18 protein-coding genes and 1 pseudogene are annotated in these 21,747 nt (G+C 68.5%); 15 read left to right on the top strand and 4 right to left on the bottom strand.

What is annotated here, in order from left to right:
- A pseudogene (locus tag TF1_RS16485) lies at positions 1-175 on the bottom strand (MBL fold metallo-hydrolase); the annotation flags it as partial.
- A gap of 219 nt (positions 176-394) precedes the next feature.
- Between TF1_RS16485 and TF1_RS06535 the strand changes: the two are divergent.
- Complete coding sequence (locus tag TF1_RS06535) at positions 395-823, top strand: single-stranded DNA-binding protein (RefSeq protein WP_011292462.1); 429 nt, start codon at positions 395-397, stop codon at positions 821-823.
- On the opposite strand, the gene TF1_RS06530 is transcribed toward TF1_RS06535, so the two are convergent.
- Both TF1_RS06530 and TF1_RS06525 read right to left on the bottom strand, forming a co-directional pair.
- Positions 801-1,805, bottom strand: a complete 1,005-nt coding sequence (locus TF1_RS06530; protein WP_011292461.1) for an HAD-IIA family hydrolase — start codon at positions 1,803-1,805, stop codon at positions 801-803. The two genes, TF1_RS06535 and TF1_RS06530, sit on opposite strands and share 23 nt — an antisense overlap.
- A gap of 497 nt (positions 1,806-2,302) precedes the next feature.
- Positions 2,303-2,653 (bottom strand): SCP2 sterol-binding domain-containing protein, encoded by a 351-nt coding sequence (locus TF1_RS06525; RefSeq protein ID WP_041428135.1) that lies wholly within the window; start codon positions 2,651-2,653, stop codon positions 2,303-2,305.
- A gap of 353 nt (positions 2,654-3,006) precedes the next feature.
- On the opposite strand from TF1_RS06525, the gene TF1_RS06520 reads away from it, so the two are divergent.
- From TF1_RS06520 to TF1_RS06465, 13 genes are all read left to right on the top strand, one after another.
- The gene (locus tag TF1_RS06520; protein WP_061783742.1) at positions 3,007-3,774 is read left to right on the top strand and encodes a hypothetical protein; all 768 of its coding nucleotides are present in this window, start codon (positions 3,007-3,009) and stop codon (positions 3,772-3,774) included.
- A 3-nt stretch (positions 3,775-3,777) separates the two neighbouring features.
- On the top strand, positions 3,778-3,951 hold the full coding sequence (locus TF1_RS16235) for a hypothetical protein (protein ID WP_011292458.1): 174 nt from the start codon (positions 3,778-3,780) through the stop codon (positions 3,949-3,951).
- 103 nt (positions 3,952-4,054) lie between these two features.
- Positions 4,055-4,855 carry a TlyA family RNA methyltransferase gene (locus TF1_RS06515; protein WP_011292457.1) on the top strand — a complete coding sequence of 267 codons (801 nt, stop codon included), beginning with the start codon at positions 4,055-4,057 and terminating at the stop codon, positions 4,853-4,855.
- Positions 4,856-4,970: 115 nt separating this feature from the next.
- Positions 4,971-5,951 carry an NAD kinase gene (locus TF1_RS06510; protein ID WP_011292456.1) on the top strand — a complete coding sequence of 327 codons (981 nt, stop codon included), beginning with the start codon at positions 4,971-4,973 and terminating at the stop codon, positions 5,949-5,951.
- Between the two features lie 66 nt (positions 5,952-6,017).
- Positions 6,018-7,721, top strand: coding sequence for a DNA repair protein RecN (gene recN / locus TF1_RS06505; RefSeq protein WP_016188942.1), 1,704 nt, complete (start codon positions 6,018-6,020; stop codon positions 7,719-7,721).
- A 138-nt stretch (positions 7,722-7,859) separates the two neighbouring features.
- Positions 7,860-9,065: a putative cytokinetic ring protein SteA gene (gene steA / locus TF1_RS06500; RefSeq protein ID WP_173668252.1), complete on the top strand. Its 1,206-nt coding sequence runs from the start codon at positions 7,860-7,862 to the stop codon at positions 9,063-9,065.
- Entirely contained in the window at positions 9,062-10,078 is a 1,017-nt protein-coding gene (locus TF1_RS06495) for a copper transporter (RefSeq protein ID WP_011292452.1), read from the top strand. The genes steA and TF1_RS06495 overlap by 4 nt, the downstream gene beginning before the upstream one ends.
- A 12-nt stretch (positions 10,079-10,090) precedes the next feature.
- A complete protein-coding gene (locus TF1_RS06490; RefSeq protein WP_011292451.1) occupies positions 10,091-11,014 on the top strand; it encodes a hypothetical protein in 924 nt (307 codons plus the stop codon).
- Positions 11,015-11,097: 83 nt separating this feature from the next.
- Positions 11,098-12,717 (top strand): murein biosynthesis integral membrane protein MurJ, encoded by a 1,620-nt coding sequence (murJ, locus tag TF1_RS06485; protein ID WP_016188940.1) that lies wholly within the window; start codon positions 11,098-11,100, stop codon positions 12,715-12,717.
- Positions 12,714-13,811 (top strand): glycosyltransferase family 4 protein, encoded by a 1,098-nt coding sequence (locus tag TF1_RS06480; RefSeq protein ID WP_174522685.1) that lies wholly within the window; start codon positions 12,714-12,716, stop codon positions 13,809-13,811. Before murJ ends, TF1_RS06480 begins: the two co-directional genes overlap by 4 nt.
- Before the next feature lie 296 nt (positions 13,812-14,107).
- Positions 14,108-15,121 carry a TerC family protein gene (locus TF1_RS06475; RefSeq protein WP_011292448.1) on the top strand — a complete coding sequence of 338 codons (1,014 nt, stop codon included), beginning with the start codon at positions 14,108-14,110 and terminating at the stop codon, positions 15,119-15,121.
- Between the two features lie 280 nt (positions 15,122-15,401).
- On the top strand, positions 15,402-18,239 hold the full coding sequence (gene uvrA / locus TF1_RS06470; protein ID WP_011292447.1) for an excinuclease ABC subunit UvrA: 2,838 nt from the start codon (positions 15,402-15,404) through the stop codon (positions 18,237-18,239).
- A 331-nt stretch (positions 18,240-18,570) separates the two neighbouring features.
- Entirely contained in the window at positions 18,571-18,987 is a 417-nt protein-coding gene (locus TF1_RS06465) for a Rieske (2Fe-2S) protein (protein ID WP_011292446.1), read from the top strand.
- Between the two features lie 15 nt (positions 18,988-19,002).
- Here the strand turns inward: TF1_RS06465 and TF1_RS06460 are convergent, their stop codons facing one another.
- On the bottom strand, positions 19,003-20,142 hold the full coding sequence (locus TF1_RS06460; protein ID WP_011292445.1) for a mechanosensitive ion channel family protein: 1,140 nt from the start codon (positions 20,140-20,142) through the stop codon (positions 19,003-19,005).
- A gap of 408 nt (positions 20,143-20,550) precedes the next feature.
- Between TF1_RS06460 and uvrC the strand changes: the two genes are divergently transcribed.
- Positions 20,551-21,747 (top strand): excinuclease ABC subunit UvrC (gene uvrC / locus TF1_RS06455; protein WP_082797698.1); only part of this gene is annotated, 1,197 nt, incomplete at its 3' end.

The raw sequence follows: 21,747 nt of genomic DNA, 5'->3' as shown, positions 1-21,747 counted from the left end.
GGAGCACCGGCGCGGATCCGGCGGTGCCGACTTCCACCACGCAGGGACGTTCGGAACGGATCAGGTAGCTCGAGGTGATCCCCGGGTAGCCCGCCATCCGGGTGTCGATCGCGAAGACGTCGTCACCGAGGGCGACGATGTCCTCCGCGGCGGCCCCGGCCGTCTGCTCCGCCATGTGCTGTTTCCTTTCCTCGACTCTTCGCCACCAGAACCGAATCTAGTTCACGTGGTTTCCGGGAACCCGTCCAGGGATCCGCTGGCCGCGGCACACCCTGGTTATCCACAGGGAAGCGATGTCGGCTTCCGTAACTCGGAGTGGTTGGGCGACTCTGGAGTGAGACAGGGTGTCGCGGTAGGGCGCGGCACGATCGGTTTCCGGTTGGAGAGGACCACCATGGACAACCCGTCGGCGCTCCCGAGCTCCTCCCGGCGCGGTACGCCCGCTGGATGGCAGACGTGCGAAGAAGTTGAGCACCGTAACGAGATTCTGCTCGCCGGGCGTGTGATCGCCGAACCGTCGGTTCGGGAGCTGCACAACGGCGGCCAGTTGGTGACCTGGCGTATCGCAGTGAACCGGCCTTCGTCAAAGCGGCGTCCCCGGCAGGAAGCGGATCCCATCACCTGTGTCAGCTTCCACCGGGACATGGTGGAACTCACCCGGGATTGGCGGATCGGCGACACAGTTCAGGTCACCGGGGCGCTGCGGCGGCGGTTCTGGCGCTCTGTGCACGGCGCGGCCAGCGTGTTCGAGGTGGAAGCCAAGACAGCGCGGCGCGTCAAAGCGGCTGACTCTTCCGCGGTTACCAGCCGAGGATGCCAGTGACTTCGTGGAGAGAGTCGGGGGCGAACACGCGGCCGCTCTGCCATGCCGCGACACAGAGGGCGCGCAGGCCGTCCAGCCGTTCCCCGGACCCCTGCAAGAGCAGCCGGTCTGAGTGGACTGTCGCAGTCCATCCTCCGCAGCGCGCTTCGCGACCGTCCCACAGCACTTCGGGATGGGGTTCGTTGAGTCCGCCAATGTCGTAGGCGAGGTAGGAGGGCCGACGCTGCGGCGGGGCGAGGAGGAGATCCACCGGGGTGGTCACCCCGGTGAGGACCAGCATGCTCGCTGCACCGCGCCGGTGTGCACCTTCGATATCGGTGTCCAAGCGGTCACCGATCACCAGGGGGTTGACGGCACCGGTGCGGCGCACCCCCTCCTCATGCAAGGGGGGTTCCGGTTTGCCTGCCACAAGCGGTTCCTGGTGGGTGGCGTGGGCGATCACTCGGGCAAAGGACCCGTTGCCCGGCTGGATACCGCGACCCATGGGGGCCGTAGCGTCGTTGTTGCTGACCACGAACAGCGCGCCCGCGGCCACGGCCAACGCTCCTTCAACAGCCAGATCGAAACCGAGCCGGGGGGAATATCCCTGGACTACAGCGACCGGGCGGTCGTGGATGGTCGTCACCGGGCGCAGGCCGTGGGCCCGCACTGCCTGGCGCAGCCCGGTGTCCCCGACGACCAGTACCGGTGATCCGGGGGGAAACCGTTCCGCGATCAGGCGGGCCGCGGCCTGGGCGGAGGTGACCACTTCGTCGGCTGCCGCGGTTACCCCCAGGGCGGTGAGGTGCTCGGCAACAGCAGCCGGGGTACGCGACGCATTGTTGGTCACGAAAGCCACCCGCATGCCTTGGGCGCGCGCCTTCGCTACCGCTTCCGGGGCAGCGGGGACTACACGTGGGCCAAGGTAGACGACCCCATCCAAGTCGATGAGGGCCGCGTCGTACAGCGAGTGCAGCGGTTGGGATGCGGTCAGCAGAGTCATCGTCGTCCGTTGCTGTGGTCGGTGGAGCCAGACGGGAAGCCCGGCGCGAGGCTGGAGGTGGTCCCTGCACCGGGAGAGTCAGGGACGGGGCCGCACCGGTCGGGAACGGGTGCGGAAGAAACAGGGGCAGGCCACAGAGCACCCACGCCGACCGCCCTTGATCCTCGGACGCTGGGACAAAGAGAAGAGCCCGCTACCGTGGAGCATCGTGGCGGACGGCTGCAGGGCACAGCCGGTACAGCAGACAAGAGGAACGGAGAAACCTCCATCGGAACGGTGAGAGGACAGGCGGCGACATCCACCCGAATGAAGAAGGGTACCCGGGCCCTGGCGAAGCCAACGGAGGGCTCGCTGAGGACGCTCCGGCGCAGATCCCGGGAACAGCAGGGGTGCTGGTTGAGGCGGCAGGAACGGCAGAGCGCGGAGGTGGGCCGGGTGCCGGTTCGGGAAGCACAGGGCTGCGGCGTTGCGGTGCTGCTGCAGACTCGGGTGGAGAGCTACAGCAGTTTGCGCAGCCGCGCCATGTCGCTGAGGCTCGCTTTCACTTTGACGCGACCAGTGAACAGGGCTTTGGCGTAGTCCAAGCGGTCTTCGGCCAACGCGACAAGGTCGTCGCTGCTGATCGTGATACGCACTTGGGCGCGGTTGCCTGCGGCGGTAGAGGGGCGGGGGGTGATGTCGACCAGGCCGTGCGGGGTCAACCGCATGTCGAAGACGCTGTCCAGGTCGCTGATGGTCAAGCTGATCGTCCGTTCCACGATGTGGGCGCGCCGCTGTGCTTCGTCGAACTGAGTGATGCGCGCAGAGACCAGGTCGAGAGCGGAACGGCATTCGTTGAGGGTGGCCATACCTTTCATACTGCACGATCAGTCGGCCGTGAACCGGGGAGAACGCGGCATGCAGGCGCCCGTGCCGGGCAGGCCCGGAAGGTTTCCCTGTGCACCAGGAAGCCCGGTGCGGCGCGGCGCCAGGCCAGCGCGCCCCAGTGAGCGAGGAAACCACAGGGCGGGTGTGCGCCCGCCGTTCCCTGCTGCTCGGCACGGCACTCCCTCGCCGGGGCTGCGGTGGAGCGGAGACCGGTTCCTGTCCGAGAGTTGAGATCGCCTTTGCCTGCGCTCGAAGAACGGTAGTTTTTCTCTCAAGTCTTCCCGTATCAGGCACCGCAACTGGTTCACCCGGATTTCTGCGAGGAGCATGTTTCATGGTCGTCGAAGTGGTACGCGCCTATCTGGAAGCCGCCAGCGGCCTCACCGAACTCACGAGGAAACACGCGGTTGCGGTAGCCAAAATCCTGATCCGGGAGAGTGAGGAACGCCCAGGGGCACCAACGCGGAGCTCTGAGCTTCCCAAGAACGAGTCGGAAGGTGGGGAGGCTGCGCTGCTCAGCGCGCGGGTCGGCCCCAGTATTCAGGCGTTGGCCACCGAGCTGATTGAAACCAACCAGAGCAACCGTGCCGCACTCAGCCGACTCGTGGAGGCTGAGGTCGCGCGAGTCCTGGACCGCCTTGACGTTGTGCCGCGAGAGGACTATGAGCGGTTAGCGCGCCGGGTCAGCGAGCTGGAACGGCGGTTGGCCGCGGTCACCGCGACCCAGCGGCGCCGGGTCGCGGCCGAGGAACCGGAGTCTGCTGTCGAAGCTGCGGCGGTTACCGTGGCGACAGACCAGGCCTCGCCCTCCGCTGAAACGAGGAGCGCGGAAACCCCCAGCACTGAGGCTGCTGGCGTAGCGGAGGAGATCGCGAAGACTGCCGTACCGGAATCCAACACCCCGGATCCTGGTGCAGCCTCGACCGCTCAGGAATCCGCCGCTGAGGAGACCGGGAAAGCTGAGGAGACCGGGAAAGACGAGACCGCGGCTGCAGAGTCGACGGCCCGCGGCGGGAAGACGAAGAGCGGCCGCGCCCGCGCCACGAAGTCCCAGAGCAAACGCGCTGCAGCCCGCCGTAGTGCAGCCCGGAGCGGAAAGTAGGCCATGACTGACGAAGAAGCGCTCGCGGAACGCGTCATCGACCAAGTGCAGGCCCGGCTGGACTCCTTGGACAGCCTTCCCGTGCACGAGCACGTCACCGTGTTCGAGACCGTGCACCAGGAGCTGGCCGCGGTGCTGTCCGTCCTGGATGCGCCCGGCCAGGGCGCGGTCCGCTGACCCGCTGGGCGTGGTACGGAAGACCGTGCGGGGCACCCGGTTGGGGAGCGTACGGTTGGAGGGACGACAGCTCTGACAGTGAGAAGGAGACGTACACCCCGCTATGGCTAGACGTAGCCGACTCGACGCCGAACTGGTCCGGCGCGGCCACGCGCGTTCCCGGGCCCATGCGGCTGAACTCATCGCGGCAGGCCGGGTCCGTGTGGCAGGCACCCTCGCCACCAAGGCCGCGACCCAGGTGGGTGTCGACCAGGCGATCGTGGTGGAGCAGGCTGACGACGAGCCGGTGTACGTCTCCCGGGGCGCCTACAAGCTCATCGGGGCGCTCGACGCTTTCGCGGTTGACGTGACTGGGCGGCGCTGCCTGGATGCGGGTGCGTCCACTGGGGGATTCACCGATGTTCTGCTCCGGCGCGGCGCCGCCCACGTGGTCGCGGTCGACGTGGGCTACGGACAGTTGGCGTGGTCGCTGCGGTCCGATCCCCGGGTGACGGTGCTGGAACGGCAGAATGTCCGCGAGCTCACCCCCGACCAGGTCGGCGAGCCCCGCCCCGACCTGGTGGTCGCTGATCTGTCGTTCATCTCGCTGCGGCTCGTGCTCGCTCCGCTCCTCGCGTGCGCCGCCTCCGACGCCGATTTCGTGCTCCTGGTCAAACCGCAGTTCGAGGTGGGCCGGGAACGGGTCGGTGCTAAAGGGGTGGTCCGCGATCCGGAAGCGCGTGCCTCCGCGGTGCGGGATGTCGCCGCCCACGCCTGGACTCTCGGGTTAGGGGTATGCGGGGTCACTGCCAGTCCGCTACCGGGGCCATCCGGTAATGTCGAGTATTTCCTGTGGCTGCGCTCTGGCGCCGCCCCGCTCGACGAGCGCCAGCTGGAGCGGGCGGTCGCGGAGGGACCGCAATAGCCGTAGGCCGCGTGTCCGCCCGCTACTCAGGGTTGGATAACGTAACTCGGCCACTTGGCGATCAACTGGCGTCGCGGTGATGCGGTGCCAGCCCCGGCGACGAGGAGGGCCCTCTGTGAAGACCAGCGAAAGTACGGATCGGTTCGGCGGCGTGGCTGGAGAGACGACCAACCGCACCGTGCTTCTCCTGGCCCACACGGGACGTCCCGCCGCCCTGCGTAGTGCGCGCCTCGTCCACGAAAGCCTGACCCGCGCCGGGGTGACGGTGCGGATGCTCGCCTCCGAAATCGAGGCGATCAGAAAGACCGGTGCGCGGATGCAGCCGGTGGAGGTCGTGGAACCGGGGGCGGACGCTGCCGCGGGAACCGAGCTCATCATGGTGCTGGGCGGGGACGGCACCCTGTTGCGTGCCGCGGAGCTCGCCCGGCCTGCCGGGGCGCCGCTGCTGGGGGTCAACCTCGGGCACGTGGGTTTCCTCGCTGAGGCGGAGCGCGACGACTTGTCGGATACGGTCCGCTGCGTGGTCGAGCGCGACTACTCGGTTGAGGAGCGGATGACCATCGATGTGGCGGTCTACAACGGCGGGCGCACCAGTGCGGCACCTGCGGTGCGCACCTGGGCGTTGAACGAGGCCACTGCGGAGAAGGTCGAGTCGGGCCGCATGCTGGAAGTGGTGCTGGAGATCGATGGGCGCCCGCTCTCCCGGTGGGGGTGCGACGGGGTGGTGTGTGCGACACCCACCGGTTCGACCGCGCACGCGTTCTCGGGAGGCGGTCCGATTGTGTGGCCTTCTGTGGAGGCGCTGCTGGTTGTGCCGTTGAGCGCGCACGCTTTGTTCGCGAGGCCGCTGGTGGTCGCCCCGGATGCGGTGATCGCACTGGAGGTCCTGCCGGAGACGACTGACGGGGTGCTCTGGTGTGATGGACGTCGTAGGGTCGAATTGCCCGCTGGAGCGCGGGTGGAGATCTCACGGTCGAAGACACCGGTGCGTTTGGCTCGGTTGCAGCAGGCACCGTTCACCAATCGGCTCGTCGCGAAGTTCGCTCTCCCAGTGGCAGGTTGGCGGGGACGGGCGGCGGAACGCGACAGCGGATAGGCGGTCCGGGCGGACGCGGGTGAACCGCACAGTGCCGCAGCAGTGGTGATTACGGGAGAGAGTTCGGTGCTCGAAGAAGTCCGAATCCAAGGTCTCGGCGTGATTGACGACGCCGTGGTGGAGCTGTCCCCAGGGTTCACCGTGGTCACCGGCGAGACCGGTGCGGGCAAGACGATGGTGGTCACGGGTCTGGGGCTGCTGTTCGGCGGCCGGGCCGACCCGCAGCGGGTGCGTCCTGGGGCGAGCCGGGCGGTGGTGGAAGGACGGTTGACGGTCGACCCCGGCAGCAAGGTCGCCCGGCGGGTGGAGGAGGCCGGCGGGGAGCTCGACGACGGGGTGCTGATCATCTCCCGCAGTGTGTCAGCGGAGGGCCGGTCCAGGGCGTCGGTGGGGGGCCGGTCTGCCCCGGTGAGCCTGCTGGCGTACTTGGCTGATGACCTGGTGGCGGTGCACGGCCAGTCGGACCAGCAGCGGCTGCTCCGCACCGACCGGCAGCGCGCCGCGCTGGACCGGTATGCGGGCGAGGAACTGCAGAAGACGTTGGGCGCGTACACGGCTGCCTACCGCAGGCACCAGGAGGTGTCGGCGGAGTTGACGGAGCTGGTCACGCGGGCCCGGGAGCGTGCCCAGGAAGCAGACTTGCTGCGGTTCGGGATTGAGGAGATCGCTGCGGCGGAGCTCCGTCCTGGGGAAGAGGCGGAGCTGTTGGCGGAGGAGACGCGCCTGGCGCACGCTGATGCGCTGCGGATGGCTGCGACCACCGCGCACGAGGCTTTGGTCGGTGATCCTGCTTCCGGCGTGGAAGTGGACGTCACCACGCTGCTGGCGGGGGCGCGGCAGGCGTTGGCTGCGGTCCGCCAGCACGACACGACGCTGGCCGCGCTCGCTGACCGGCTTGATGAGGTCAGTTACATGATCAGTGACGCCGCTACCGAGCTGGCGTCGTACGCCGAGTCGGTGGATGCTGATCCTGCGCGGCTGGCCGCAGTCCAGGAGCGTCGGGCGCTGCTGGCCCAGTTGTCCCGCAAGTACGGGGACACGGCCGAGGAGATCCTCGCCTGGGCGGAGGACGCCAGTAAGCGGTTGACCGAGCTGGAGGGCGACGACGAGCGGATCGAGCAGCTCACCGCGGAAGAAGCCGAGTTGCGGGAGCGGATGACTGAGCTTGCGGACAAGCTCACCGCGATCCGTACCCAGGCCGCGGAGCGGTTCGGGGCGGCGGTCACCGAGGAGCTCACCGCGCTGGCGATGCCGCACGCCCGGGTGTCGGTGCGGATCCGTACCGGTGAAGAGTTCGGCCCGTACGGGCGGGACGAGGTGGAGCTGTTGCTCGCGCCGCATCCCAGCGCCCCGCCGTTGCCGTTGCACAAGGGGGCGTCCGGTGGGGAGCTGTCCCGTGTCATGCTGGCGATCGAGGTGGTTTTCGCGGGTGCTGACCCGGTGCCGACTTTTGTGTTCGACGAGGTGGATGCCGGGGTCGGTGGTAAGGCGGCAGTGGAGATCGGTCGGCGGCTCGCCCGGTTGGCGCGGAGCGCCCAAGTCATTGTGGTCACTCATCTGCCGCAGGTGGCGGCTTTCGCTGACGTGCACCTGGTGGTGGAGAAGTCCAGTGACGGCATGGTCACGTCCAGTGGGGTGACCCGGTTGGACCGCGGGGGGCGGGTCCGGGAGCTTTCCCGCATGTTGGCGGGGATGGAGGATTCCGAGCTCGGCCAAGCGCACGCGGAGGAGCTTCTCACGCTTGCGGAGGCGGAACGGAATCGGGGCTGAGCTGGGCGGCGCCCGCAAGAGGGCTTCCGGCTGCGCGCGGTGAGGTTGCCGCCTGCGGGGCGGGCCACGGAAGTGTCGACACGCCGATGCGGCACTCTATGTCACTGAGTTTTCGCTTTCCGTGGCAGTATGCGGGCGATGAAGGTTCCGACCGCGCTGAGTGCGCGATTGATCAGACTCCGTCGCGCCAAGCCCTACGGGGTGACCGGCGTGACCGCGCCGGTCCGCGCTGACCGCCGCACCAAAAACCTCACTAAACGCCTCAAACCCGGCGATATTGCGATCATCGACCACGTTGACCTCGACCGGGTCAGTGCTGAGGCTCTCGTCGAGTGCGGGGTCTCCGCGGTAGTGAACGCCGCCAAAAGTATCAGCGGCCGCTACCCCAACCTGGGGCCGCAGCTCCTCGTCGAAGCAGGGATCCCCCTCGTCGACGAGGTAGGGCCGGAGATCTTCACGCAGATCGAAGAGGGGGAGCGTCTCCGGTTGGAGGGCAACACCCTGCTGCGCGGTGACACGGTCGTGGCCAAGGGGGTGGAGCAGGACGCCGAATCGATCAAAGCCGCCATGGCCGAAGCCCGCGCCGGCCTGGCCGTCCAGCTTGAAGCGTTCGCCGCCAACACGATGGAGTACCTCAAACGCGAGCGGGCGCTCCTGTTGGAAGGCGTCGGCGTTCCCGAGATCACCACGCCGATCGAAGGCCGGCATGTGCTGATCGTGGTGCGCGGCTACCACTACCGGGAGGATCTGGCAGCGCTCCGCCCCTACATCCGCGAATACCGCCCGGTCATCATCGGAGTGGACGGCGGCGCGGACGCGCTTCTGGAAGCCGGATACCGGCCTGACATCATCGTCGGTGACTTCGACTCGGTCTCTGACCGAGCCTTGGCCTGCGGCGCGGAACTCGTCGTCCACGCCTACCGGGACGGGCGGGCGCCCGGATTGCGGCGCCTCACCGAGCTCGGCTACGAGGCCGTGGTGTTTCCCGCCACCGGGACCAGCGAGGACGTGGCGATGATGCTCGCCGACGAAGCGGGAGCCGCGCTCATCGTTGCGGTCGGCACCCACGCCACCCTCGAAGAGTTCCTCGACAAAGGACGCGCGGGAATGGCCAGCACGTTCCTTACCCGCCTGCGGGTCGGCGGCAAACTCGTCGACGCTAAAGGCGTCAGCCGTCTCTACCGCAGCCGGATCTCGCCGTGGACGCTGCTCCTGCTCGTAGCAGCCAGCCTGCTCACCATCGTCGTCGCGGCCTACTGCTCTCCAGCCGGACAGGTCTACATGACCTTCCTCGCTGCGCGGTGGGACGCGTTCTACTACTGGCTCACGGGGCTTTTCGCGTGATCGACTTCCGCTACCACCTGGTCTCCACAGTCGCGATCTTCCTGGCACTCACTGTCGGCATCGTGCTGGGCAGCACGATGCTGCAAGACCCGCTGCTGCACACCCTCAAAGAGGAGACAGAGCAGTTGCGGCTGCAGAGCGAGCGGCTGCGCGCCGACAAGGATGTGGCGGACCAGTTCAACGCCGGTGCCGCGCAGCTCATCGCCGCCTACGAGACGGTGATGCTCGACCGCAGGCTCACCGACGTGCGGATCGTCGTGGTGGAGCCGGACGGAGTGGACCCTACGCTGCGCGACGCAGTCGTGGAGCAGTTGCGGCACGCCGGGGGCACGGTCGTGGGCCGTATCACTCTCACGGAACGCTACCTCGACCCCGCTGAAGCCACCCACGTCGCCAAAGTCGCCGACCGGTGGGCTGAAGGCCTCAACGTCTCCTACGACAACCCCTACGAGCAGGCCGGCGCCGAACTCGCCCAGGCGCTGCTCGCCTTCGAGGACGACCAGCGTGCCGACACCGGCTTCGACCCGGACAGTGTCCTCGCCGGATACGTCACGTCGGGGCTGCTCGCCGTGCACGGCAAACCCGCGGGCCGGGCGGATGCGGCACTCCTGCTCGCCCCCGCGGAACCGTTCGCGTTCGCTGACGAGCGTGACGCCGAGGATCCGGCGGCCACCCCGCCCGCCAACGCGATCATGCTGGCGTTCGCCCGCGCTCTTGACCAGGTCGGGATCGCCACGGTGCTGGCGGGGCCGCCGGACGCAGCCGACCCGCACGGTGTCATCGGGCAGGCGCGCACCGAAAAAGCCCGGTTCACCACCGTGGACATCGCCGGCACCGCGCCGGGCGACGTCGTCACCGTGCTGGCGTTGGCGACAGCGGTGGAAGGCCGCCCCGGCCACTACGGCATTGGCGCGCAGGCCGACGGTTTCCTGCCGGAAGTCCTCCCCACCCCGCGGCCGGAACCGACTCCCACCCCGTCCGGTGCCCTTTCTGCTGTCGACGACGAACCTTAGTGAGTCCGAACCATGCTGCTCCGTTTCTTCACCACCCAGGCTCGTAACCGTCCTCGACTCCGGGACGCCCTTACCCCGGCGTGGCGCACCACCGGCGCGGCGGTCCTCGCCGCAGGGGTGGGCGCGGTTGCGGCCCGCGGCCTGTACCGGGTGCTGACCGACCGGTGGGGCACCGCTCATCCCCGGGGAAAGTGGAACCGTGTCAACTACCGGGGGGAGCGGGTCACCCTGCTGGAAGGGCCCGCGGTGGCAGCCGGCGCCTGCGCGGGGATCGCACTCACCCCGGGGATCCGGCCTGCGCTGCGCGTGGCAGCCGTCCTCGCCGGGGGCGGGGCAGCGGTGTTCGGCGCCTACGACGACCTGTACGGGTCCGGCTCTTCACGGGGTTTCCGCGGGCACGTGGGCGCGCTGGCACGCGGCCGCCTCACCACAGGAGCCGTCAAAATCGCGGGGATCGGCGCGAGCGGCCTGGCAGCCGCTGCAACCTTGAACCGCACCGCGGTGGACACGCTGGTCGATGGGGCGTTGATTGCGGGAAGCGCCAACCTGCTCAACCTGTTCGACCTGCGTCCGGGGCGGGCCGCCAAAGTGGCGCTCCTGACAGGGTCCTCCGCGCTCGCCCACCCCGGGGCTGCGCCCGTGGCCGCCGCGCTGCTCGGCGCGACCTGCGCGCTGCTCCCTGAAGACCTCCGCGAGCGCGCCATGCTCGGTGACGCGGGGGCAAACGCCCTCGGAGCGCTCCTCGGCTTGGCGGCCGCCGCCTCCTGCCCGCGGTGGGCGCGGCTCGGCCTGCTCGCCGGAGTGGTCGCACTGACCGCGGCCAGTGAATACGTGAGCTTCACGCACGTCATCGCGGTCACCCCGCCGCTGCGGCTGCTCGACGAGTGGGGGCGCCGTCCCGCCCCGCTTCCCGCGCCGGTTACGCAACCCGGTTGATCGGGACGGAACAGGGCCTGGCCCGCGGGAAGCGGACGGTCCGGCAGCGGCGCGAGGAATTAACGGAGGGGAGCGGACCGGCGGTGGTCCGGGAACGGCGAGCGGGAATTTCCGTGGCGGGAGCCGCGATCCTCATCAGTGTCGTCACCGTGGTCGCGCGCGCCGCCGGATTCGGCCGCACCGTGGTCTTCGCCCACACGGTCGGGGAGAACTGCCTGGGCACCGCCTACGTGACCGCCAACCAGGTCCCCACGGTGCTCTACGAGATCGTCATCGGCGGTGCCCTGTCGGGAATGGTCGTGCCGGTGCTGGCCGACGCGGCCCGCCGCGGCGATACCGGTTATGTCCAACGCACCGCCTCGGCGCTCATCACCTGGGTGGTGGTCGTGGCCGTGCCGCTGAGCCTGCTCCTCGCCGCAGCCGCAGAGTCGGTGATGGCGGTGCTCCTCGCCGGCACCCGCGGCTGCTCCACCGCTGACCTGCTGGCCCTTGCCTCCCGATTCCTCGCGGTGTTCGCGCCGCAGGTGCTGTTCTACGGGCTTGCCGCCGTGCTGTACGGGGTTTTGCAGGCGCACCGGCGCTTCCTCGCCCCCGCGCTGGCGCCGCTGATCTCCAGCCTCGTCGTGGCCGGCGCGTACCTGGCCTACGTGCCGTTGAGTGCGGGAAGCACCGACGTCCGAGCCGTGCCTGCCGCAGCGGAGCTCGTGCTGTCCGTGGGCACGACTGCCGGGGTGGCTGCGCTGTGCCTGACCGCGCTCATACCGGTGCTGCGGATGCGGTTAGGGCTGCGGCCGACCCTGTCTTTTCCCCCGGGGGTGGGGGCGCGGGCCCGCGCGCTCGCGGTGTCGGCCCTGGTGCCGCTGGTGGCCATGCAGGTGACCTTGCTGGTGTCGATGTGGCTCGCCAACCACGGCGGCGGTGGGGGGACCGGGGTGCTGTACAGCTACGCGTGGGCCCTGTTCACCCTGCCCTACGGCGTGATCGCGGTGCCTATCGCCACGAGCGCGTTCACTGCTTTAGCGGAATACCACGGCCAGCAGGACCACGCCGGATACGACCGGGTGCTTGCGGTAGGGATGCGCGCCTGCCTGATCGCGGTGAGCGGCTCAGCCGTGGCTTTGGCGGCGGCCGCCGCCCCCCTGGCCCGGCTGTTCGCAGACGACCAGGCGGAAGCACTGCAGCAGGCGCTGCTCGCGTATGCGCCCGGGGTGGTTGCTTTCGGGGGCATGGCACTGCTCAGCCGGGCCTTGTATGCCGTGCACCGTGGACGGCTCGCCGCCGCAGCCCAGGTGGTGGGCTGGACGGTGGCGGCGGGCGCGTCCGCGACCGCGGTGGCGGTGTGCCCGCCAGAGCAGACTGTGGCCGCACTGGGGGCGGGCACGTCCCTGGGATTGGGGGTGGGGGTGGTGCTGCTCGGCGGAGCGGTGTGGCGGGTCAGAGGGCGGACAGCGTTCGCTTCCCTGGGGCGTACCGCTGCAGCGTGCCTGCTCGGCACGGTTGTGGGCTACGGGTGCGGGGCGGGGGTCTCCGCGCTGCTGCCTGCCGGGTCCCCGGGGGCCGCCATGGTTGCGGCTCTGCTGGCGGCGTTCGCCGCGGTGTTGGGCTACGGGGCGGCGGTGGCAGCGGTCGACGCCGCCGCGCTGCACGCGGTGCTGACCCGCCGTATGGGCGCGACAGACACCACGGAAAGGACAACGGGGTGAACAGGTTGCGGATTGCCTTGGTGTTAGCGACGAGCAGCGGGGGAGTGGGCAGCCATGTGCGGTCGCTGAGCCGCGGACTTGTGGCCCAGGGCCACCGGGTCGCGGTGGTGGGGCCGGAAGCGACCGAGCAGCGGTTCGACTTCACGGGGACAGGGGCGCGGTTCGCGCCGTTGGAGGTCGCTGACCGGCCGCGGCCGTTCCGTGACCTTGCCGCGCTGCTGCGGTTGAACGCTCTGCTCGCCGGGGCCGACGTGGTCCACGCGCACGGGGCGCGGGCCGGGGCGCTGGTGGCGTTGAGCGGTGCGGCTGCGCCGCTCGTGGTCACCATGCACAACGCTCCCCCAGCCGGGGGCGGGGCGTGGCTGTTCGGCCTCCTCGAACAGATCCTGGTGTGCCGCGCCGACCTGGTGCTGGGCGTGTCCAGCGACTTGGTGGAGCGGGCTCGGACGCGGGGGGCGCGGCGTGTGGCGCGCGCCCTCGTCCCTGCCCCGCCCGCTGCCCCTTCGGGACGGGACCCGGAGCAGATCCGGGCCGAGCTCGGGGTTGAGCCCGGGCAGCCTTTGCTGGTGACCGTGGCCCGGCTGGCCGAGCAGAAAGGACTGCCGGTGCTGCTGGATGCGGCGCGCGCGTGGGCGCGGCGCACCCCGTCCCCGCTGGTGGTCGTCGCTGGCGAGGGGCCGCTGCGGGAGTCGCTTACGGCGCGGATCACCGCCGAGAACCTCCCCGTGCGGCTGCTCGGCAACCGCGACGACGTCGCTGACCTGCTTGCCGCGGCCGACGTGTTCGTCCTGTCCAGCATGTGGGAGGGGCAGCCGCTGGTGGTGCAGGAGGCGCTGCGTGCCGGGGTGCCTGTGGTGGCCACGGACGCGGGAGGGGTCGCGGACTTGGTGGGAGACGCTGCGGTGCTGGTTCCCGTGGGGGATGCGGATGCGTTGGCTGACGGGGTAGTCCAGGTGTTGGACGATGAGGCGCGGGCGGCACGCATGCGGCTGCGTTCCCGGGCCGCAGCAGCCGTGCTTCCCCCGCCTGGTTCTGACTGTGCGCAGGTCATCAGCTACTATGCGGAACTCGTGGACCGGGCACGCACACGGTGAGGCCTGGCTCACTGTCGAGGAGGAGAAAAATATCGGGGACGGTGGTTCTCCGCACTCCGCAGCGATGGCATGATAGACCCCGATGCTGAACACGAGCTGAAATTTTTTCGGCTTCGTGCTTTCTGCAGTTCGGTAGGGGAGTATCCCTTCGCGACGGTGCCGTCACCACGGAACGCAACGGGGCGTTCCCGGTCCGTCGGTCCACACCATGGTGTTCGTGGATGGGAGAGACCTCCGGTTCTTGTCGTGCTCGCTTTTCGAGGCGGCCACCGTAACCGGAGAAGAGGATCCCTGACATGGACGCACCCTGGTGGGTCTGGCTGGCAACTATCGTCGGCATCGCCGTGATCCTGGTCGTCGACCTCGCTATCGTCGATCGCCCATGGAGTAAGAAGCGCGAGCCGAAGGAGTTCTCGCTCAAAGAGGCCTCGTGGTGGTCGGCCTTCTACATCGCGCTCGCCATCGTCTTCGGGATCGGCATCTGGTATTTCGCCGGGTGGGAGAAGGCCGGTGAGTACTTCGCCGGCTATGTCACCGAGAAGAGCCTGAGCGTCGACAACCTCTTCGTCTTCTACCTGATCCTCACCTCTTTCGCGGTGCCCAAGAAGTACCAGCATGAGGTGCTGCTGGTCGGCATCATGCTGGCGCTGGTCATGCGCGGCGTGTTCATCGCGGTCGGGGCGCAAGCGGTCAACGCGTGGAGCGAAGTCTTCTACCTGTTCGGCGCGTTCCTCATCTACACGGCGATCAAGATCGTCCGGGACAACGTCGCAGGCTCGGAGGAAGAGGAGACCAACTACACCGACAGTTTCGCGGTGCGCATGCTCCGCAAGGTGTGGCCGGTAACCGACAGCTACCACGGCCCCCGGCTGACCGTGAAACTCGACGGACGCCGTCACATCACCCCGATGTTCATGGTGATCGTCGCGGTCGGTGTCACCGACCTGATCTTCGCGGTCGACTCGATCCCAGCGATCTTCGGGCTCACCCAGGACGCCTACCTGGTGTTCACCGCGAACGCTTTCGCGCTGCTCGGGCTGCGGGTCCTGTACTTCCTGCTGGCCGGGCTGATGGACCGGCTGGCCTACATCAGCTGGGGCCTCGCCGCGATCATGGTGTTCATCGGCATCAAGATGCTCTTGCATGCCCTCCACGAGAACGGGGTCGACGTCCCCGAGGTCGGTACCAGCCTGTCGCTGGGCGTCATCCTCGGCGTGATGACCATCACGGTCATCGCGAGTGTGGTCAAGTCCCGCAGCGATATGCGGAAGTTGCAGGCTCGTGCCGGCGATATCACGCCCCGCGAGTGACCGCGCAGCTTCCCGCGACACCCGAAAATCGAACAGGCGTACCCATAGAATGGGGTCCCAGCCGGAATGAGGCCGGACCCCACGTGGTTGCTGTGGGCGAAGCTCCGGCGGTGGCGCTGCCGCATGCTCGCACGGGGCAGCGCGCCCTGTCGTACCGGTGGGCGCGGCAGTACAGGAAGTCTCGCGATACGCACCGCCGTGGTCCGACCGCACACCCTCGACGAGGAAGGATGAAGCGCACCGGCGTCCGGGACGGTCCCGGGGCCACGCGCGAAGAACTATGGCCGATCGTCTGGTGATCCGCGGGGCCCGCGAACACAACTTGAAGAACGTCTCCCTGGAACTGCCCCGCGACTCGATGATCGTGTTTACCGGGCTGTCCGGTTCAGGGAAGTCGTCGCTGGCCTTCGACACGATCTTCGCTGAGGGGCAGCGCAGGTACGTGGAGTCGCTCTCCGCGTACGCCCGCCAGTTCCTCGGCCAGATGGACAAGCCCGCCGTCGACTTCATCGAGGGCCTGTCTCCCGCGGTTTCCATCGACCAGAAGTCCACGAGCCGCAACCCGCGCTCTACGGTCGGCACCATCACGGAGGTGTACGACTACCTGCGGCTGCTGTGGGCGCGGATCGGAAAGCCGCACTGTCCCCGCTGCGGCCGCCAGATCGCCCCGCAGACCCCGCAGCAGATCGTGGACCGGGTGTTGGAACTGCCGGAGGGCACCCGTTTCCAAGTGCTGGCGCCCGTGGTGCGGGGGCGGAAAGGCGAGTACACGGAACTGTTCCAGAGCCTGCAGGCCAAAGGGTTCACCCGGGCGCGGGTCGACGGTGTGCTCGTGCGGTTGGACGAGGCGCCGGAGCTCAAACGGTACGAGACTCACGACATCGCTGTCGTGGTGGACCGGCTCAGCGTCAAACCCACGGCGAGTCAACGGCTGGCCGACTCGGTGGAGACCGCGCTGCAGTTGGCGGGCGGCACCATCATCGTGGAGTTCGTGGACCTGCCCGAGGACGATCCCGGGCGGGAGCGGATCTACTCTGAGCACCTGTACTGCCCCTACGACGACCTGTCGTTCGAAGAGCTTGAGCCGCGGTCCTTCTCCTTCAACTCGCCGTACGGGGCCTGCCCGGAATGCACCGGGCTGGGCACCCGACTGGAGGTCGACGCGGAACTGGTCGTCCCCGACCCCACGAAGACCCTTGCTGAAGGCGCGATCGCTCCGTGGAGCAGCGGCAGCCCCAGCGACTACTTCCTCCGCCTCATGCAGGCGTTGGGTGAGGCCATGGGGTTCGACTTGGACACCCCGTGGGAGAAGCTGCCGCGCAAAGCACGCCAGGCCCTGCTCACCGGTTACGACACCCAGGTCCACGTCAGCTACCGCAACCGGTACGGGCGGCGGCGCGCCTACTACACCGATTTCGAGGGAGTCGTCAACTGGATCCGCCGCCGCCACGCGGAGAGCGACAGCGAGCTCGTGCGGGAGCGGCTTGAAGGCTACATGCGGGTCGTGCCGTGCCCCGCATGCCAGGGCAGCAGGCTCAAACCGGAAGCCCTCGCGGTGACCGTCGGCGGCAAGTCCATCGCCGAGGTCAGCGCGATGCCGCTGGGGGAGTGCGCGGACTTCTTCGCGTCGCTGGAACTGTCCGACCGCGACCGGACGATCGCCGCCCAAGTCCTCAAGGAGATCAACGCCCGGCTCGGCTTCCTTCTCGACGTGGGCCTGGACTATCTCACCCTCAGCCGGGCCGCAGCCACCCTGTCTGGTGGGGAGGCCCAGCGGATCCGGCTGGCCACCCAGATCGGCTCCGGGCTGGTCGGGGTGCTCTACGTCCTCGACGAGCCGTCGATCGGACTGCACCAGCGGGACAACTTCCGGCTGTTGGAGACGTTGCAGCGGCTGCGGGACCTCGGCAACACGCTCATCGTCGTCGAGCACGACGAGGACACGATCCGCGTCGCGGACTGGGTGGTCGACATCGGCCCGGGCGCCGGGGAGCACGGCGGCCAGGTCGTCGTGTCCGGGACCGTGAAGGAACTGCTGGAGCACCCCGAGTCGATCACGGGACAGTACCTGTCGGGGCGGCGGACGATCCCGGTGCCTGAGAAGCGGCGGCCCCGCGATCCCAAGCGGCAGCTCGTCGTCAAAGGCGCCCGCGAGAACAATCTGCGCGATATCGACGTCGCGTTCCCGCTGGGGGTGTTCACTGCCGTCACCGGGGTGTCCGGGTCGGGCAAGTCCACCCTGGTCAACGAGATCCTGTACAAGGCGCTGGCCAAGGAGCTGCACGGGGCGCGCGACGTGCCCGGGCGGCACACGCGGATCAACGGGGTGCACCTGGTGGACAAGGTCGTCCACGTCGATCAGAGCCCGATCGGCCGGACCCCGCGGTCGAACCCGGCAACCTACACCGGGGTGTTCGACCACATCCGCAAACTGTTCGCGCAGACGACAGAAGCGAAGGTCCGCGGCTACCAGCCGGGCCGGTTCTCCTTCAACGTCAAGGGGGGCCGCTGCGAAGCGTGCGCGGGCGACGGCACGATCAAGATCGAAATGCAGTTCCTCCCGGACGTCTACGTGCCGTGCGAGGTCTGCCACGGCGCCCGGTACAACCGCGAGACGCTCGACGTGCACTACAAGGGCAAGAACATCGCGGACGTGCTGGATATGCCGATCACTGAGGCGCTGGAGTTCTTCGAGTCGATCAGCGCGATCCGCCGCCACTTGCAGACCTTGCACGACGTGGGGTTGGGCTATGTGCGGCTCGGACAGCCTGCCACCACCCTGTCGGGCGGGGAGGCCCAGCGGGTGAAGCTCGCCACCGAGCTGCAGCGCCGCTCTACCGGGCGCACCGTGTACATCCTGGACGAACCGACCACGGGACTGCACTTCGCTGACATCGAGAAACTGTTGAACGTGCTGGGACGGCTCGTGGATGCGGGCAACACCGTCATCGTGATCGAGCACAACCTCGACGTCATCAAGACCGCCGACTACCTCATTGACATGGGGCCGGAAGGCGGGTCGCGCGGCGGCACGGTGGTGGTGACAGGAACCCCGGAAGAGGTTGCCCAGCATCCGGAGAGCCACACCGGCCACTTCCTCCGCGCGATTCTCCGCTGACCGGCAGCCGGCGGGCCGGGGCGGTGTGGCGCCCTGCCTCGGGAATGCGGGCACGCGCGACAGGGCGCGCGGGGCGCGGCGGGGCCCGTGGGGTGGGCGTCTCCGTTCGTGGCGTGGGGCGATGCCTCGAGGGTGGGGTCGGACCACTATGGTGGGGTTGGTCCCCGTCGTGGCGCGGCTGCTCAGCTGGGCGTGCGGCAGAGCCCTCCGGCGCGGCCGGGGCCGGTGCCGGGGGAGGCGGTGGGGAGCTGCGGGACCCCGTGCCGGTCTACTCTCAGATCCGTACTACATTGCGTAGTAGATCTGTTCGACCATTTCAGGGAGCTTGGAGATGACAACGGAGCCGTCACCGCGTGTTTGCCGGATCAGCCGTCGCGCAATGCTGGCGGGGACGGGCGCTGCGGGAGCGGTGGCGCTCACCGCGACCGGCTGCGGGACCACGCCGAAGCCGCAGGATGCGCTGCGCGGCACTGTAGTGGCGCAGACCACGGACGTCCCCGAAGGCGGCGGGCTGCTGCTGATGGACGCCAAGCTGGTGATCACCCAGCCTGAACCAGGCACGTTCCTCGCGTTCAGTGCTTCGTGCACCCACGGGGGCTGTACGGTCCAGGAAGTCACCACGGAGATCCTCTGCCTGTGCCACCACAGCAAGTTCGGGCTCGACGGTGAGGTGCTCCAGGGGCCGGCCGTCGACCCCTTGGAGCAGTTCGAAGTGAAGGTGGAGGGGACCGACATCATCCTGGTCTGAGCGGAACAGCCAGGCTTAGTCGGTCTTGGTGCGTGCAGTGTCGTCCGAGGCGGGGGCGGCGGAAGGCTGGCGGGGCGCTCCAGTGGGCACCACCGCGGGGTAACGCTGGTCTTCGCCGTCCATGCCCGTGAATTGGGTGCGGTTGCGCGGAAGGGCTTCAGGGAAGTTCTCCCGGATGTAGGTGAGCATGTGCTCACGCAACTGCACCATGAGGGTCCACCGGGCGCTGGAGTCGGCGGCGGTCACTGTGGCGCGGAGCTCCACCAGACCCGAGTCGAGGATGTCGGTGACGTCGAGCGACCAACTGCGACCGTCCCACTGGGGGTGGTTGGTCACAAACGACTCCACTTCGGCGCGGAGCCGGTCCACTGGGACCTCCCAGTCGACTCGGAACATCACCACGCCCGTGATGTTGCTGCCGTGCTTGGTCCAGTTTTCGAAGGGTTGCGTGGTGAAGTAGGACACGGGGAAGATCAGTCGGCGCTCGTCCCAGATGCGCACGGTCACGTTGGTGAGCGTCAGTTCTTCGACCCGGCCCCATTCGCCTTCTACAACGACCACGTCGTTGATGCGCAGCGAGTCGCTGAAGGCCAGTTGCAGTCCGGCGAACATGTTGCCCAGCGTGGCCTGAGCGGCCACACCGGCGATGATGCCGATCAGACCGGCGGACGCCAGAATACCGGCACCGAGTGCGGCGACCGCGGGGAAGGTGAACAGGATCGCTGCGACGGCGAGCAGGCCCAGCACGGTGGCCACCACCCGCCGCAGGAGCCGCACCTGGGTCTGCAGGCGGCGGGAGCGGCGGTCAGCGTCGCCGTTGCGCGCCGACAGGCGCGCCAGGATCATGTCGGTGACCGCGTAGGCCATGGTCAGCCCCAGCCACGTCAGCGACGCGATCATCGCGATGCGCATGCCGTGCTGGAAGATCGGATACCAGAACTTGGGGTTCTCAAACCCTCGCGCGTCGGGGATCGCCAGGTTGATCCCGATGACGATAGCCGCCGCGTACGCGGAGTATCGGCAGCGTCGCACCAGGTGCTCGGCCATGGCCCACACTCTGGAGAGCTGGTGGGTCAGTAACCAGTGCAGCACCGTGACCAGGAACACGGAGATGGCGACGGCGATGCCTACTGCAACCCAGTTGCCGAGTGACATCACTGGAGGGGCCCCCTTGTGCGACGTTGAGAAGAAAAAGAAAAGGGATACAACGCAGACAGGGACAACCTAGAACATCCCTATGCCGATCTGTGACCGTCCCTAGGGTGAGCCGTGACACCGCGGAGTGTCCTCCCAGAGGATCGGCATTCCAGCGCGTAGGGTCTGCCGCGGGGAACCCTGCCCGGGAGCCTTGACGTTGTCTCCACGCGGAGCCCGGGGCGTCGCGCCCTGTCCCCTGGGGCTTCCGGCGATACCGCTGACCGCTGGGGTGCGGCCAACGGTATGTCTGGGAGTACGCACTAAAGAATGGGAGGGGAGGCTCCAGGACGCTGCGTCCGCGGGGCCTGTTCCGCTTCCCGGAGTCCACCCCCGCCTGGGGCGGGGAGCACTGATGAGGGAAACCCGATGACCGTCCGCCCGACTTTGCGTCCGAAGCCCGGATCGATCCCCACCGATCCGGGGGTCTACCGTTTCCGGGACGAGCACGGCCGTGTGATCTACGTCGGCAAGGCGAAGAACCTGCGGGCCCGCCTGTCCTCGTACTTCCAGGATTTCAGCGCGCTGCACCCCCGCACCCAGACCATGATCTCCACCGCCGCCGACGTCGACTGGACGGTGGTGAACACCGAGGTGGAGGCCCTGCAACTGGAGTATTCCTGGATCAAGGAGTACTCTCCGCGGTTCAATGTCCGCTACCGCGACGACAAAAGCTACCCCTACTTGGCGGTGACCCTCAACGAAGAGTTCCCCCGGGTGCAGGTGATGCGCGGGGCCCGCCGCCGCGGGGTGCGCTACTTCGGGCCCTACTCCTATGCGTGGGCGATCCGCGACACCGTCGACCTGCTGCTCCGCGTGTTCCCGGTGCGCACCTGCTCGGCTGGGGTGTTCAAACGCGCTCGGTCCAGTGGCCGCCCTTGCCTGCTGGGCTATATCGACAAGTGCTCTGCCCCGTGCGTGGGGCGGATCGGCGTGGAGGAGTACCGGGCGCTCGCCGAGGATTTCTGCGCTTTCATGGCAGGGGAGACCGGCCGGTTCCTGCGGCAGTTGGAAGCCGAGATGAAACAGGCGGCGGCCGCGCAGGAGTACGAGCGTGCCGCCCGGATCCGTGACGATATCCAGGCGCTGCGCACGGTCATGGAGAAGCAGGCGGTGGTGCTCGGGGACAGCACCGACTGCGACGTGATCGCGATCGCCGAGGACCAGTTGGAAGCCGCGGTCCAAGTGTTCTACGTGCGCGGCGGCCGGATCCGCGGGGAGCGCGGCTGGGTGGTGGACAAAGTCGAGGACGTCTCCACGGGGAAACTCGTCGAGCAGTTCCTGGCCCAGACGTACGGGGGTGCCGACGATGAGGAGTCCACCACGGCGATTCCCCGCGAAGTGCTGGTGTCGGCCGAGCCCGCCGACCGGGACGCGGTCGTCGCCTGGCTGTCGAAGCGGCGCGGCGCGGCCGTGGATGTGCGGGTCCCCCAGCGCGGCGACAAACGGGCCCTCATGGAGACCGTGCTCAAAAACGCGGAGCAGACCCTGGCCCGCCACAAGAGCCAGCGCGCTTCCGACTTGACGACCCGGTCCAAAGCCCTGGCGGAGATCGCGGAGGCGCTC

The sequence above is a fragment of the Thermobifida fusca NBRC 14071 = JCM 3263 genome (genome assembly GCF_001592045.1).
GTDB classification, from domain to species: Bacteria; Actinomycetota; Actinomycetes; order Streptosporangiales; family Streptosporangiaceae; genus Thermobifida; species Thermobifida fusca.
This window is presented reverse-complemented; position numbering and strand designations above follow the sequence as displayed.

Excerpts from the sequence above, each read along its gene's own strand:
- TF1_RS06530 (WP_011292461.1), bottom strand. The coding sequence starts at position 1,805 with ATGACTCTGCTGACCGCATCCCAACCGCTGCACTCGCTGTACGACGCG.
- TF1_RS06475 (WP_011292448.1), top strand. The coding sequence starts at position 14,108 with ATGGACGCACCCTGGTGGGTCTGGCTGGCAACTATCGTCGGCATCGCC.
- TF1_RS06465 (WP_011292446.1), top strand. The coding sequence starts at position 18,571 with ATGACAACGGAGCCGTCACCGCGTGTTTGCCGGATCAGCCGTCGCGCA.
- TF1_RS16235 (WP_011292458.1), top strand. The coding sequence starts at position 3,778 with ATGACTGACGAAGAAGCGCTCGCGGAACGCGTCATCGACCAAGTGCAG.
- steA (WP_173668252.1), top strand. The coding sequence starts at position 7,860 with ATGAAGGTTCCGACCGCGCTGAGTGCGCGATTGATCAGACTCCGTCGC.
- TF1_RS06515 (WP_011292457.1), top strand. The coding sequence starts at position 4,055 with ATGGCTAGACGTAGCCGACTCGACGCCGAACTGGTCCGGCGCGGCCAC.
- TF1_RS06460 (WP_011292445.1), bottom strand. The coding sequence starts at position 20,142 with ATGTCACTCGGCAACTGGGTTGCAGTAGGCATCGCCGTCGCCATCTCC.
- TF1_RS06520 (WP_061783742.1), top strand. The coding sequence starts at position 3,007 with ATGGTCGTCGAAGTGGTACGCGCCTATCTGGAAGCCGCCAGCGGCCTC.
- TF1_RS06490 (WP_011292451.1), top strand. The coding sequence starts at position 10,091 with ATGCTGCTCCGTTTCTTCACCACCCAGGCTCGTAACCGTCCTCGACTC.
- TF1_RS06535 (WP_011292462.1), top strand. The coding sequence starts at position 395 with ATGGACAACCCGTCGGCGCTCCCGAGCTCCTCCCGGCGCGGTACGCCC.
- uvrA (WP_011292447.1), top strand. The coding sequence starts at position 15,402 with ATGGCCGATCGTCTGGTGATCCGCGGGGCCCGCGAACACAACTTGAAG.
- TF1_RS06525 (WP_041428135.1), bottom strand. The coding sequence starts at position 2,653 with ATGGCCACCCTCAACGAATGCCGTTCCGCTCTCGACCTGGTCTCTGCG.